Raw genomic sequence first — 14,615 nt, 5'->3', positions numbered from 1 at the left:
AAACAAATAAGTCGCGATGAGTGTTCACACAGATTGATGGTTTATGTAGTTTAAGAGATAGAAGATATCCCAATATCTTCGACTTAGTGTCCCGTTCGTCTAGAGGCCTAGGACACCGCCCTTTCACGGCGGTAACAGGGGTTCGACTCCCCTACGGGATACCATTGGGTCGTTAGCTCAGTTGGTAGAGCAGTTGACTTTTAATCAATTGGTCGCAGGTTCGAATCCTGCACGACCCACCATTTTCTCAAGATATGGGGCTATAGCTCAGCTGGGAGAGCGCCTGCCTTGCACGCAGGAGGTCAGCAGTTCGATCCTGCTTAGCTCCACCATTCTTGATTCGATGGGCGATTAGCTCAGTTGGGAGAGCACCTGCCTTACAAGCAGGGGGTCACTGGTTCGAGCCCGGTATCGCCCACCATCTTTAAGTGTTCTTGTAAAAGAATCTTTAAAAATGGTTTCGAAAGAAATCTAGCTCTTTAACAATTTGGAAAGCTGACGAATAACAACAATCCCCATCTCTTTGAGATGCGTTGTTATTCAATTAAAAGTTCTCAAATCCTAAAACTATGTTTTAGGTACCAACACACATTCAAGTGTTCTTGGAAACACCACAATTTATTGTGATGTTTATATTTGAGTCCGGCAAAATCGTGTCTCCATCATGTTTAAAAAATTGGAGACAACTTTGGTTGTTTGACTGTAAGACCCTTTGGGGTTGTATGGTTAAGTGACTAAGCGTACACGGTGGATGCCTTGGCAGTCAGAGGCGATGAAAGACGTAGTAACTTGCGATAAGCCCAGATTAGGTAGTAACAACCATTTGAGTCTGGGATTTCTGAATGGGGAAACCCACTAGCATAAGCTAGTACTGTTAACTGAATACATAGGTTAACAGGGCGAACCGGGGGAACTGAAACATCTAAGTACCCCGAGGAAAAGAAATCAACCGAGATTCCGAAAGTAGCGGCGAGCGAAATTGGACTAGCCCTTAAGCTTTTAATGAGACAGGTGAAGGCTCTGGAAAGTGCCGCGATACAGGGTGATAGCCCCGTAACCGACATCTCATCATCAGTGAAATCGAGTAGGGCGGGACACGTGATATCCTGTCTGAATATGGGGGGACCATCCTCCAAGGCTAAATACTACTGACTGACCGATAGTGAACCAGTACCGTGAGGGAAAGGCGAAAAGAACCCCTGTGAGGGGAGTGAAATAGAACCTGAAACCGTGTACGTACAAGCAGTAGGAGCAGGCTTTGTCCTGTGACTGCGTACCTTTTGTATAATGGGTCAGCGACTTATATTCAGTAGCAAGGTTAACCATCTAGGGGAGCCGTAGAGAAATCGAGTCTTAACTGGGCGTCGAGTTGCTGGATATAGACCCGAAACCAGGTGATCTAGCCATGGGCAGGTTGAAGGTTGAGTAACATCAACTGGAGGACCGAACCGACTAATGTTGAAAAATTAGCGGATGACTTGTGGCTAGGGGTGAAAGGCCAATCAAACCTGGAGATAGCTGGTTCTCCCCGAAATCTATTTAGGTAGAGCCTCGGACGAATACTACTGGGGGTAGAGCACTGTTAAGGCTAGGGGGTCATCCCGACTTACCAACCCTTTGCAAACTCCGAATACCAGTAAGTACTATCCGGGAGACACACGGCGGGTGCTAACGTCCGTCGTGGAGAGGGAAACAACCCAGACCGCCAGCTAAGGTCCCAAATTATAGCTAAGTGGGAAACGATGTGGGAAGGCTTAGACAGCTAGGATGTTGGCTTAGAAGCAGCCATCATTTAAAGAAAGCGTAATAGCTCACTAGTCGAGTCGGCCTGCGCGGAAGATGTAACGGGGCTAAGCTATAAACCGAAGCTGCGGCAATGCATTTTATGTATTGGGTAGGGGAGCGTTCTGTAAGCCGTTGAAGGTGAGTTGTAAAGCTTGCTGGAGGTATCAGAAGTGCGAATGCTGACATGAGTAACGATAAAGGGGGTGAAAAACCTCCTCGCCGGAAGACCAAGGGTTCCTGTCCAACGTTAATCGGGGCAGGGTAAGTCGACCCCTAAGGCGAGGCCGAAAGGCGTAGTCGATGGGAAACGGGTTAATATTCCCGTACTTCAACTTATTGCGATGGGGGGACGGAGAAGGCTAGGTGGGCCTGGCGACGGTTGTCCAGGTTCAAGTGCGTAGGCTTGAGAGTTAGGTAAATCCGGCTCTCTTTAAGGCTGAGACACGATGTCGAGCACCTACGGGTGTGAAGTCATTGATGCCATGCTTCCAGGAAAAGCCTCTAAGCTTCAGATAAGTTGGAATCGTACCCCAAACCGACACAGGTGGTCGGGTAGAGAATACCAAGGCGCTTGAGAGAACTCGGGTGAAGGAACTAGGCAAAATGGTACCGTAACTTCGGGAGAAGGTACGCTCTTGACGGTGAAGTCCCTTGCGGATGGAGCTATTGAGAGTCGCAGATACCAGGTGGCTGCAACTGTTTATTAAAAACACAGCACTGTGCAAAATCGTAAGATGACGTATACGGTGTGACGCCTGCCCGGTGCCGGAAGGTTAATTGATGGGGTTAGTCTTTGGACGAAGCTCTTGATCGAAGCCCCGGTAAACGGCGGCCGTAACTATAACGGTCCTAAGGTAGCGAAATTCCTTGTCGGGTAAGTTCCGACCTGCACGAATGGCGTAATGATGGCCACGCTGTCTCCACCCGAGACTCAGTGAAATTGAAATCGCTGTGAAGATGCAGTGTACCCGCGGCTAGACGGAAAGACCCCGTGAACCTTTACTACAGCTTGGCACTGAACATTGACCCTACATGTGTAGGATAGGTGGGAGGCTTTGAAGACGGTACGCCAGTATCGTTGGAGCCGTCCTTGAAATACCACCCTTGTAGTGTTGATGTTCTAACTTAGACCCGTTATCCGGGTTGAGGACAGTGCCTGGTGGGTAGTTTGACTGGGGCGGTCTCCTCCCAAAGAGTAACGGAGGAGCACGAAGGTGGGCTAATCACGGTTGGACATCGTGAGGTTAGTGCAATGGCATAAGCCCGCTTGACTGCGAGAATGACAATTCGAGCAGGTGCGAAAGCAGGTCATAGTGATCCGGTGGTTCTGAATGGAAGGGCCATCGCTCAACGGATAAAAGGTACTCCGGGGATAACAGGCTGATACCGCCCAAGAGTTCATATCGACGGCGGTGTTTGGCACCTCGATGTCGGCTCATCACATCCTGGGGCTGAAGTCGGTCCCAAGGGTATGGCTGTTCGCCATTTAAAGTGGTACGCGAGCTGGGTTTAGAACGTCGTGAGACAGTTCGGTCCCTATCTGCCGTGGGCGTTGGAAGATTGAAGGGGGCTGCTCCTAGTACGAGAGGACCGGAGTGGACGAACCTCTGGTGTTCGGGTTGTGTCGCCAGACGCATTGCCCGGTAGCTAAGTTCGGAATCGATAACCGCTGAAAGCATCTAAGCGGGAAGCGAGCCCTGAGATGAGTCTTCCCTGACCCCTTGAGGGTCCTAAAGGGTTGTTCGAGACTAGAACGTTGATAGGCAGGGTGTGTAAGCGTTGTGAGGCGTTGAGCTAACCTGTACTAATTGCCCGTGAGGCTTAACCATACAACACCCAAAGGGTTTTGATGGACTCAAAGCAAGAGCAGATTGAATGTGTAGAGAACACAATAACAGCTTTCCAGATTAAAGAATTTGCTTGGCGACCATAGCGATTTGGACCCACCTGATTCCATGCCGAACTCAGAAGTGAAACGAATTAGCGCCGATGGTAGTGTGGGGCTTCCCCATGTGAGAGTAGGACATCGCCAGGCTTACATTTCGTTTTTAGATTTTAGAAAAATCTAAAGGCAAAAACTTAGACTCAAGAGTCTAACCAGTGCGGAGCGGTAGTTCAGTTGGTTAGAATACCGGCCTGTCACGCCGGGGGTCGCGGGTTCGAGTCCCGTCCGCTCCGCCACTTATTCAGAAACCTCGCTATGGCGAGGTTTTTTCGAATCTAAAATTAGAAATACTCTACAGGGGTGTAGCTCCAATTGGCAGAGCAGCGGATTCCAAATCCGCGTGTTGGGAGTTCGAATCTCTCCACCCCTGCCATATATAAGGCTCTAGCCATGCGGCTAGAGCCTTTTTGCTTTTTGATGTTGAACTAATTTAATTGGCAGAGCCGCGGATTCCCCGATTTACCAAAGACAGCGCGTGTTGGGGTGAAGTTTTCGAATCTCTCTACCCCTGCCATATATAAGGCTCTAGTCATGCGGCTAGAGCCTTTTTGCTTTTTGATGTTGAAATATTCAATTGGCTGAGCAGCGGATTCCCCGATTTACCAGAGACAGCGCGTGTTGGGGCGAAGCTTTCGAATCTCTCCACCCCTGCCATCTATATCCACTTTAATCACTTCTTGGCTAACAACTGCATAGTGTTTCCCGTCTCTGGACTGTCTTATAGAATCTATTTATCCAACAACGGCACTTTAGGGTGGGTGAAGTTGTTACTCTAAACAAAAATTTCAACGTAAGTGACTCCTGTAACGTTTTAAATATCAAGGTGTTCACGGCGAGTAGGTCGTTAATTTTTGTCGATTATTTGTCTCTGAGCGGTACAATAATGGTACAAATCTTTCTAGGGGCAGTTATGAGTCAACTTTCTATTCTTGGCTTTATCGCAATCGGTGGTGCTTTCGGCGCATGTTCTCGCTATTTGATATCAGAGTTGTGCATTGTATTGCTAGGTCGCGGTTTTCCATACGGAACGCTTACCGTCAACGTAGTAGGCTCTTTGATTATGGGACTGCTGATCGCCGCCTTTGAAAACGGTCAGCTGTCCACTGAGCCTTGGCGGCAGATTATCGGCCTCGGTTTCCTAGGCGCATTAACAACCTTTTCTACTTTTTCGATGGACAATGTACTGCTGATGCAGCAGGGCGCTTTTTTAAAGATGGGCCTCAATGTGCTACTCAACGTTGTACTTAGTATTTCTGCTGCCTGGGTAGGGTTTCAGCTCCTAATAAAAACTTGAGGTCGAAACGCAAATCTCTTTTTTTAACATTTTTTGAACAGGTCGGCTTGGTTTAACCAAGCCGATTTTATATACTCGTTTCACTTGTCGGAGTGCCTTAAGGCTGAGACCGTTAATTCGGGATCCGTTGAACCTGATCAGATTAGAATCTGCGAAGGGAACAAGAGAGATATCTTTACCAGTATCACACTGGTCTTTTATCAAATATCGGATAGCACTAAGCGCCATCTCCAGCGCAGCGTTCGATACCTCTTGTCGCATCTTTCCGCCAAGCATTTTTATCCAAAATCTTTTTATCTAGAATAACAAGCAAGGAAAAATGCTATGTCGAATCGCAAGCAAGCGAGACTGGAAGCTAAACAATTCATCGATACACTTTCTGTCCAACCATACCCAAACTCTCATAAGGTGTATGTTGAGGGCTCTCGCCCGGATATCCAGGTGCCAATGCGAGAAATTACCCTCGCCGATAGTCTTGTAGGTGGCACTAAGGAAGCACCAGTTTTCTCACCCAATGAGCCTGTGCGTGTCTATGACACGTCTGGACTCTATACTGACCCAAACCATGAGATTGACCTTTATAACGGCTTACCTAAGCTTAGAGAAGGGTGGATTGAAGAGCGCGGTGACACAGAGTTACTTGATGAAGTAAGCTCGGTGTACACAAAGGAACGCTTAGAAGACCAAACGTTAGACGAACTGCGTTACGGTAATCTACCACGCATTCGACGTGCCAAAGATGGTCATTGTGTGACCCAATTGCATTACGCTCGTAAAGGCATTATTACCCCTGAAATGGAATATATCGCCCTTCGCGAAAATATGGGGCGTGCTCAATACCGCGATGAAGTGCTGAATCAACAGCATCCGGGTCAAAGCTTTGGTGCCAATCTGCCAAAAGACATTACCGCTGAGTTTGTACGTAAAGAAGTCGCCGAAGGTCGCGCGATTATCCCTTCTAATATCAACCACCCAGAATCCGAACCAATGATCATTGGACGTAACTTTTTGGTCAAAGTAAACGCCAACATCGGTAACTCATCGGTCACTTCTTCGATTGAAGAAGAAGTAGAGAAACTAGTATGGGCAACGCGCTGGGGTGGAGATACCGTTATGGATCTCTCTACTGGACGAAATATTCACGAAACTCGCGAGTGGATTCTACGTAATAGTCCAGTGCCGATCGGTACTGTACCCATGTACCAAGCGCTTGAGAAAGTGAACGGTGTTGCGGAAAACCTTAACTGGGAAGTGATGCGCGATACTCTAATTGAGCAAGCAGAGCAAGGCGTTGACTATTTCACTATCCATGCTGGTTTACTACTTCGCTATGTGCCAATGACAGCTAAGCGTGTTACTGGCATCGTTTCTCGTGGTGGTTCTATTATTGCGAAATGGTGTTTAGCGCATCACCAAGAAAGCTTCCTATATACCCACTTCCGAGAGATCTGTGAAATCTGTGCCAAGTATGATGTCGCACTTTCTCTTGGCGATGGTCTTCGTCCAGGTTCGGTTGCCGATGCTAACGATGAGGCTCAATTTGCAGAACTTCGCACCTTAGGTGAGCTGACTAAGATTGCCTGGGAATATGATGTTCAGGTCATTATCGAGGGGCCTGGCCATGTTCCTATGCACATGATCAAAGAGAACATGGAACAGCAGTTGGAGCACTGTCATGAAGCGCCTTTTTATACGCTTGGTCCACTGACAACCGATATTGCGCCTGGTTATGACCATATCACTTCCGGTATTGGCGCAGCGATGATCGGTTGGTATGGATGTGCCATGCTTTGTTATGTCACACCAAAAGAGCACTTAGGCTTACCAAACAAGGAAGACGTCAAGACAGGGATGATCACCTATAAACTGGCTGCGCACGCAGCTGATTTGGCTAAAGGTCACCCCGGGGCTCAGGTGCGAGATAATGCTTTATCTAAAGCTAGGTTTGAGTTCCGCTGGGAAGACCAATTTAACCTAGCACTTGACCCAGATACCGCGCGCGCTTTTCATGATGAAACTCTGCCTCAAGAATCTGGAAAAGTTGCCCATTTCTGCTCTATGTGTGGCCCTAAGTTCTGCTCGATGAAGATCTCGCAAGAAGTTCGCGAGTACGCAAAAGACACTCAGCAAGTTGCCGCCGACCAAGCTATCTCAATCAAAATGTTGGATGATCCTCTTGAGGGGATGCGTCAGAAATCGCAAGAATTTAGAGAGTCAGGTTCTGAGTTATACCACCCAGCAGCACATGCCGAGGTAAGTGACTAATGAGCAAAATCCTTATTCCGTCATCACTGATTGAACTGACAGGTCTAGTTCAAGAATGTCTGTTGTTGGCGAAAGAACAGGGTTTTAGTATTGAAGACATTGAGTTGGGTGTGAGCCCAACTCAATCTTTTCAGCTTGTTCGCGACCAACAGACCACACGCATAGCGACAGATCTTATTGATGGATATGACTCTGAGCATGAGAGTTCATTTGTGCTCAATTACCGCTCTGCTTTATCGGTAGAAGCGTGTGCTAAGCAACCGTCGAAAGCGATTTATATTGGTATTGCTGATACGCAGGTATCCGATGAAAAGGATAAAGGGCGTCAGCTTGATATCTGGCGTCACCCCATTAACGATGAAGTGCGAGCGCTTTCCGTTAAGTCGAAGGTAAGCGCGAAGTTTATACCTGAGAGCCACCTTGCTTGGATTGTCACGCTGACAGTACTCGATTTTCCTATCGAAGATGCGTTAACTCTCGCTCGGGGCATGACAACTCAACAAGAGAATGTTTCACGTGAAACACTATCGAATGGCAACGTTGACGAGGGGAAGCCAACTCAGTGGGCTGACCAATTTAATGATTTCCCCACACCTGTACTGGAGGATAACCGACTAGGTATTCAAGTTGGTTGGTCTGCACAAGGCGAGAGCGTCAGCTTTCCAACTCTAACTAAGCAAAGTCTGGGGCTCTATCCAGTTGTTGATGATGTTGCTTGGATTGAGCGCCTACTGCCACTAGGCATCAACACAATTCAACTACGAATCAAGAATCCACAACAAGCCGATTTGGAACATCAGATCATTCGAGCAATTGAGCTAGGTCGTCAGTATCGAGCACAAGTGTTCATTAATGACTATTGGAAACTAGCAATCAAGCATGGCGCTTATGGCGTTCATTTAGGACAAGAAGACATAGAAGAATCGAATTTGGATCAGCTATCTAGAGCCGGCATTCGTCTTGGCCTTTCTACTCATGGTTATTATGAACTACTGCGCATCGTACAAATTCATCCTAGTTACATAGCATTAGGGCATATTTTCCCAACCACTACTAAACAGATGCCATCGAAACCACAAGGTTTGGTGCGCTTGGATCTGTATCAAAAGCTGATTGATAGCATCCCTTATACAAATACAGAGGCTGCTTTCCATCCTTCAAAAGATAAAGCAATTAGTGACAATGTGTTCGGCTTTCCGACGGTCGCGATTGGTGGCATTGACCCATCTAATGCAGACCAGGTTTGGCAAACAGGTGTTTCGAGTTTGGCCGTTGTGCGAGCTATTACGTTGGCTGAATCCCCTCAGTCCGTTATCGAGTTCTTCGCACAACTGATGAAGGAAAGAAAACTAACGTCGACTCATCAGAATAGTGAATTGGTGGATACCAAGAGAGGCGAGCATGCTCACGGATAATCAGTTCCTTCGTTATCAGCGTCAAGTCGCTCTGCCTGAAATTGCCGAAGTTGGGCAAGAGCGTTTGAGCAAATCGCATGTGCTGATCATCGGTTGTGGTGGATTAGGGAGCGCAGCGAGTTTGTACTTAGCATCTGCGGGCGTTGGTAAATTGGTTGTGGTTGATGACGATGAAGTTGATAGCAGTAACCTGCAACGTCAGATCATATATCGTGAACAAGACCTCCAAGTTGCGAAAACAGAAGCGACGGTAAAGCAACTTACTGAACTTAATTCTATGGTTCAAATTCGTGCTCTCAATAAGCGATTGGACAAAGAACAGCTGCAGATTGAGGTAATGCTGGCGGATGTGGTACTCGACTGCACCGACAACATGCCAACGCGCCAGCTCATTAACCAAGTCTGTTTCGAACAAAACACGCCGCTCATCTCCGCGGCGGCAATTGGTTGGCAAGGGCAATTCGCTGTTTTTGATTACCAATCATCAAGTGAACAAGACGTGGAGAGTAAAGCCTGTTACCGCTGTTTGTATCCGTTTGATGAATTACCACACACGCAAAAGTGCAGTGAGAGCGGTGTCCTCGGTCCGGTGGTGGGCACGGTTGGCAACTACCAAGCAATAGCGGCAATTCAAAAACTGGCGACGGGAAAGTTTCATGTCGAGACTGCCAAGCTGCATCTGTTTGATGGATTGAAACTGCAATGGCAAACCATGGCGATAAGCAAAGACAAACAGTGCCAAGTATGTGCTCAGATTTAGCTTACGAGTAATGGGTAGAATTAGGAGAGTTGGAAGTAATGACGTTATCAGAACAACAAACAACACAAATGACCGCTGCTAACTTAGATGTGATCACTATTGTCATCAATGACCAGTCACATCAAGTTGCCAGTAAGTCGAATCTACAGCAAATCATTAGTCAATTTGCGCTGCCTGAAATGGGCTGTGTTTTTGCAATTAATAACAATGTTGTTCCCCGCAGTGAGTGGGCTAGCACAGTTCTTTCACAGGGAGATAGCATCTCTTTGTTTCAAGCGATCGCAGGGGGCTAAAGTCGATGCTCAAAATTGGTGATAAACAATTCGAATCAAGACTGTTCACGGGAACAGGGAAGTTTGCCAACAGCCTATTGATGGCACAAGCAATTCAAGCATCGGGTTCTCAACTAGCGACCATGGCGTTGAAGCGCGTGGACATCAACAACCAGCAAGACGATATTTTGCTGCCGTTAGTAAAAGCGGGCGTGAACTTATTGCCGAACACCTCGGGTGCAAAGAATGCAAAAGATGCTGTGTTTGCTGCTCAACTGGCGCGAGAAGCGTTAGGCACCAACTGGGTAAAACTAGAAATTCACCCAGATCCCAAATACCTCATGCCTGATCCTATCGAAACGCTTGTCGCTGCTGAGCAACTGGTTCGTGAAGGCTTTGTTGTGCTTCCTTACTGCCATGCAGACCCGGTTCTGTGTAAGCGATTGGAAGAAGTAGGATGCGCAGCAGTGATGCCATTGGGTGCGCCAATTGGCTCTAACAAAGGGATTGTTTCTCACGACTTCTTGGAGATTATTATCGACCAAGCTAATGTTCCTGTCGTTGTCGATGCGGGTATTGGCGCACCTTCACACGCCGCGCGTGCGATGGAAATGGGCGCGGATGCCGTGCTCGTCAATACTGCGATTGCAGCTTCGAGCGATTCCGTTGCGATGGCGAAAGCATTTAAGTTGGCGGTAGAGTCGGGGCGTATGGCTTATGAAGCCGGGCTTGCTGGTAAGGTTTCTCATGCGGTTGCGTCGAGTCCACTGACTTCCTTTTTGGATGAGCTCTAAGTGAGGTATTCATGAGCTTCGTTGAGCAGTTTAAACAGCTAAATTGGGATGACATTTCGATGTCGATCTACGCCAAAACGGCACAAGATGTTGAACGCGCGTTGAATAAACCCAAGCGCGACTTGGAAGATTTCAAAGCGCTGATTTCACCAGCAGCAGAAGCTTATTTGGAGCAGATGGCGCAGCTGTCTTACGCGGCAACACGCAAGCGTTTTGGTAATACCATGTCGCTTTACATTCCACTGTACCTTTCTAACTTGTGCGCCAATGCTTGTACATATTGTGGCTTCTCGATGGAGAACAGAATCAAGCGTCGTACTTTGAATAGGGACGAAGTGGCTGCAGAAGTCGAAGCGATCAAGCGTATGAAGTTTGATAGCGTGTTGCTGGTGACAGGTGAGCACGAATCCAAAGTCGGGATGAACTACTTCCGCGAAATGGTACCGATGATTAAGCAACGTTTTAACTATTTGGTTATGGAAGTACAGCCGCTAGATCAAGACCAATACACAGAGCTCAAGACGCTGGGTTTAGATGCGGTGATGGTGTATCAGGAAACCTATCATCCATCTACCTATGCTGAACATCATTTACGTGGCAATAAGCGCGATTTTGAATACCGACTTGAGACGCCCGATCGACTTGCAAAAGCAGGCATCGATAAGATCGGTATTGGCGCTTTGATAGGATTGGAAGAGTGGCGTACTGACTGCTTTTTTGTTGCCGCACACTTGGACTATTTGGAACGAAGGTACTGGCAAACTCGCTATTCAATATCGTTCCCGCGTTTACGCCCTTGTGAAGGTGCGTTGCAACCCAAGTCAGTGATGACCGATAAACAACTTGTTCAGTTGATTTGTGCGTATCGTTTGTTGAACTCAGAGGTCGAGTTGTCACTATCGACGCGAGAGTCTTCGGCATTTCGAGACAATGTATTGCCATTGGGAATCACTTCAATGTCGGCTGCTTCAAAAACTCAACCAGGGGGTTACGCATTAGAGGATGTAGAACTTGAGCAGTTTGAGATCAGTGATGAGCGGAGTGCGAGCAGTGTCGAAACCATGATTAGGGCTAAAGGCTTTGACCCAGTATGGCGAGACTGGCACGCTGCTTACTCTGGTTAGCTCTGGGAGTGAAAGTGTTTCACGTGAAACATGAGATGAGGAAGAGGGTTGGTGCAAAGCATCAACCCTCATTTCATTAGTAGCTATGCGTTAATGGCAGCGTAGCTTGGCGCAGCCACTGTTTAACTTCCCCTTCTACAAGTGGGCTAATCTCATCCCAAACCTTTTGATGGTAGTCGTTGAGCCAAGCGAGCTCGGGACGAGTGAGCATATCAACGTTGATATTGCGCTTATCGATAGGGCAGCGAGTAAGCGACTCAAATGACAGAACAGGGAAGTCACCATTAGTTGGGGTTTCAACAACAAGCTCTAGGTTTTCGATACGGATGCCAAACGCGTCTGCACGGTAGTAACCCGGTTCGTTGGAAAGCACCATACCTTCGGTAATAGGAACATCAATCAACCTTTTTGAAATGCTCGCTGGGCCTTCATGCACACTCAAGAAGTGACCAACACCGTGACCAGTGCCGTGATCGTAGTCGTAACCTTCCGCCCATAGGTGTTGACGAGCGAGGGTATCAAGCTGATAACCGCGAGTTCCCTTTGGAAAACGCGCTCGAGCGATACCGATGTGGCCTTTTAGTGCCAATGTGAACTGATTGATCATCTCTTGGCTCGGTTGACCAATTGCAATCGTGCGAGTGATGTCGGTAGTGCCATTTAGGTACTGACCACCTGAGTCGACTAGGTACAGAGTATTTAACTCAAGCTGACCGGGCTCCGGTTGGTTCTCGTGGTTGTAGTGACACATGGCGGCATTGCTACCGGCGGCAGATATGGTATCGAAGCTAAGATCCATCAGTGTTGGATCCTCGCTGCGAAACGCCTCGAGCTTATCGGCCAAAATCGCTTCGTTGTGTAGGTTGCCAGCAAGCACTTCTGTGTCGAGCCAACATAAAAACTTGCTCATCGCCACACCATCACGAATATGGCAAGCCTTCATACCTGCAATCTCGACTGGGTTCTTTGATGCTTTGGGCATTAGACACGGATCGGCTTTACTGACTACCGTTGCGCCAGCGTTCTGCAGAATCAGCTTAAACCATGCGTTACTTGTCGCAGGGTCAACCAGTACATTCTTGCCAGTTAGGTTTTCTAGTCGTGCTTGCAATGCTTCTGGGTGATGAACCGTCACTCCCGCACCAACATGAGCGTCAAATTCAGCAGGTAGACGAACTGGATCTAGGAAGTATTCTACGCTTGAATCTGAATGCAGAATCGCGTGAGAGAGAAGAACAGGCAAACGTGATACATCAAGACCACGTACGTTCAATAGCCAACAGATAGAATCAAGGGCTGTGATTACTGCGCTGTCTGCGCCGGCTTTTTTCACAAGCTCTGCGATTTCTTGGCGTTTGCTTTCACTTGATTGACCAACTGCTTCTGTTGCCATTAGGCGAACCTCAGAAACCACAGGGGCAGGGCGATCGTGCCATAGCTCATCAATTGGGTTGCTGGCGAGTATCTTAAGTTCAACTGTCTCAGCAAGTTTTGCCTGTGCCGCGTCGAGCCAAGCGGCGCTATGCATACGCGGGTCGATGGCGACAGACGAACCTGCACTGAGTTGCTGCTTGATCCAATCAAGGGCTGGCTCGTCGATAAGATGGCGATATTCGAATAGCTCCGCCGGCACTTGCTTAGTCACTTGTACCGTGTAGCGGCCATCAACAAAAATAGCGGCGTTGTGTTGAGTTATGACGGCGACACCCGCGGAACCGGTGAAACCGGTTAGCCAATGTAAGCGCTCGTTGTGGGCCGGTACATACTCGCCCAGGTACTCGTCTTCATGGGGAACTAATAGAGCATCGATATTGTGCTCTGCTAACCATTGGCGGATAGCCGAAACACGTTGTTCTGTAGTGGTAAGCATCAACATAAATCCTTCATTCGATATTGCGTCCTTCGCAATGATGACTCATCGTTTGGACAATGCGACTAAGCTACTCTTTTTATGTGCTAGCTGCAAATGATCTCAAGTCGCTGGTTTTTTCATTGATTATTTGCCTTATCCAAGCAAGGGCAGGATCATTCTCTCTATCTCGATGCCAAAATAGCGTATATGCCATTGGCGGAAACTCCATTGGCAAGGGGAGAACCGTAAGATCAAGCTGCTTAGAGGCTAACTCTACAAAATGGCTCGGGGCAGTAAAGATAAAATCAGTATAGGAACAAAGACTCGCCGCGCTATTAAAATCAGGCACTGTGATACCGATATCGCGCTCTTTGCCAATGTCTGCTAATCGGTAATCCAGTAGCCAACGTTCATTGCCATCACATCGAACTTGTACGTGACGCTGAGCAAGATAGTTGTCCAGGGTCCAAGGCTGTGTGAGTGCAGGGTGTTGGTTACGCACTAAACACATCTGCCTATCGCGATAGATTTCAGCCTCGCAAATATCGCTAGGAGGAAGCATGGTCAGCTTGGCATCGTTGATGTCGATATCTTTGCCTGTGATGCCGAGATCGATCTCGCCACCTTGTATACGGCGAAAAGTATCGTCACTCCAAGCGTGAGTACTGATGGTAACACCGGGTGCCTGGCTAAAAATTTCCGGCAAGAAATGCGGAAGAATCAGCGGATAAACACTCTCTACCGCGGCAATTTGATAGCGGTAGTCACTGCTTGCGGGTGAAAACTGCTCAGGTTGAGTTAACTGCTCCAACTGATTGATCAAGTTGTCGAGTTTAGGCTTGAGGAATAACGCTTTGGGCGTTGGTTTGAGCCCGTGGGCATGACGCACAAAAAGTGCATCATCAAACTGGCTACGTAACTTCGCTAGGTTTTTACTGACCGCTGACTGACTAAGGCAAAGGCGATGAGCAGCACGAGTTACATTTTGCTCCTCGAGCAATACCCGTAAACACACCAGCAAGTTGAGATCAATTCGCGCCAGCTTTTCAATATTCATAGAAATTCTCAAATGGAATAGTGGTGATGACTAATCATCATTTTTAGGCATA

The 14,615-nt window shown here is 47.8% G+C and carries 9 protein-coding genes, 6 tRNA genes, 2 rRNA genes and 1 riboswitch; of the genes, 15 read left to right on the top strand and 2 right to left on the bottom strand.

All coding sequences use genetic code 11. From position 1 onward, the window contains the following. Nucleotides 1-88 precede the first annotated feature (88 nt). The 15 genes from MTO69_RS13470 to thiH all read left to right on the top strand — a co-directional run bounded on the left by MTO69_RS13470 (nt 89) and on the right by thiH (nt 11,654). Nucleotides 89-164 (top strand) — tRNA-Glu (locus MTO69_RS13470). Between the two features lie 2 nt (nt 165-166). Continuing rightward, nucleotides 167-242 (top strand) — tRNA-Lys (locus tag MTO69_RS13465). 14 nt (nt 243-256) lie between these two features. Beyond that, a tRNA-Ala gene (locus MTO69_RS13460) sits at nt 257-332 on the top strand. Between the two features lie 13 nt (nt 333-345). Beyond that, nucleotides 346-421 (top strand) — tRNA-Val (locus MTO69_RS13455). 303 nt (nt 422-724) lie between these two features. Next, nucleotides 725-3,614, top strand: a 23S ribosomal RNA gene (locus MTO69_RS13450). A gap of 90 nt (nt 3,615-3,704) precedes the next feature. Further along, nucleotides 3,705-3,820: ribosomal RNA gene (gene rrf, locus MTO69_RS13445) — 5S ribosomal RNA — on the top strand. A gap of 69 nt (nt 3,821-3,889) precedes the next feature. Next, nucleotides 3,890-3,966 (top strand) — tRNA-Asp (locus tag MTO69_RS13440). 60 nt (nt 3,967-4,026) lie between these two features. Then, nucleotides 4,027-4,103: transfer RNA gene (locus MTO69_RS13435), tRNA-Trp, on the top strand. Nucleotides 4,104-4,640: 537 nt separating this feature from the next. Continuing rightward, on the top strand, nt 4,641-5,024 hold the full coding sequence (gene crcB, locus MTO69_RS13430; protein ID WP_248329945.1) for a fluoride efflux transporter CrcB: 384 nt from the start codon (nt 4,641-4,643) through the stop codon (nt 5,022-5,024). 78 nt (nt 5,025-5,102) lie between these two features. Beyond that, a riboswitch (TPP riboswitch) is annotated at nt 5,103-5,201 on the top strand. Between the two features lie 147 nt (nt 5,202-5,348). Continuing rightward, a complete protein-coding gene (thiC, locus tag MTO69_RS13425) occupies nt 5,349-7,289 on the top strand; it encodes a phosphomethylpyrimidine synthase ThiC (RefSeq protein WP_248329943.1) in 1,941 nt (646 codons plus the stop codon). Then, nucleotides 7,289-8,704 carry a thiamine phosphate synthase gene (locus MTO69_RS13420; RefSeq protein WP_248329941.1) on the top strand — a complete coding sequence of 472 codons (1,416 nt, stop codon included), beginning with the start codon at nt 7,289-7,291 and terminating at the stop codon, nt 8,702-8,704. Before thiC ends, MTO69_RS13420 begins: the two co-directional genes overlap by 1 nt. After that, nucleotides 8,691-9,464, top strand: a complete 774-nt coding sequence (locus MTO69_RS13415; protein WP_248329939.1) for a HesA/MoeB/ThiF family protein — start codon at nt 8,691-8,693, stop codon at nt 9,462-9,464. The genes MTO69_RS13420 and MTO69_RS13415 overlap by 14 nt, the downstream gene beginning before the upstream one ends. Before the next feature lie 38 nt (nt 9,465-9,502). Beyond that, complete coding sequence (gene thiS, locus MTO69_RS13410) at nt 9,503-9,757, top strand: sulfur carrier protein ThiS (RefSeq protein WP_248329937.1); 255 nt, start codon at nt 9,503-9,505, stop codon at nt 9,755-9,757. Between the two features lie 5 nt (nt 9,758-9,762). Next, the gene (locus MTO69_RS13405; protein WP_248329935.1) at nt 9,763-10,530 is read left to right on the top strand and encodes a thiazole synthase; all 768 of its coding nucleotides are present in this window, start codon (nt 9,763-9,765) and stop codon (nt 10,528-10,530) included. A gap of 11 nt (nt 10,531-10,541) precedes the next feature. Further along, a complete protein-coding gene (gene thiH, locus MTO69_RS13400) occupies nt 10,542-11,654 on the top strand; it encodes a 2-iminoacetate synthase ThiH (protein WP_248329933.1) in 1,113 nt (370 codons plus the stop codon). Nucleotides 11,655-11,730: 76 nt separating this feature from the next. Here thiH and MTO69_RS13395 read toward each other — a convergent pair whose 3' ends face one another. Continuing rightward, nucleotides 11,731-13,524 (bottom strand): aminopeptidase P family protein, encoded by a 1,794-nt coding sequence (locus MTO69_RS13395; RefSeq protein WP_248329931.1) that lies wholly within the window; start codon nt 13,522-13,524, stop codon nt 11,731-11,733. Nucleotides 13,525-13,603: 79 nt separating this feature from the next. After that, nucleotides 13,604-14,563, bottom strand: a complete 960-nt coding sequence (locus MTO69_RS13390) for a LysR family transcriptional regulator (protein ID WP_248329929.1) — start codon at nt 14,561-14,563, stop codon at nt 13,604-13,606. Nucleotides 14,564-14,615 lie beyond the last annotated feature (52 nt).

It is taken from the genome of Vibrio sinaloensis, from assembly GCF_023195835.1.
Lineage (GTDB): Bacteria > Pseudomonadota > Gammaproteobacteria > Enterobacterales > Vibrionaceae > Vibrio > Vibrio sinaloensis_C.
The sequence above is the reverse complement of the archived record's forward strand: the minus strand, read 5'-3'. Positions and strand labels throughout refer to the sequence as shown.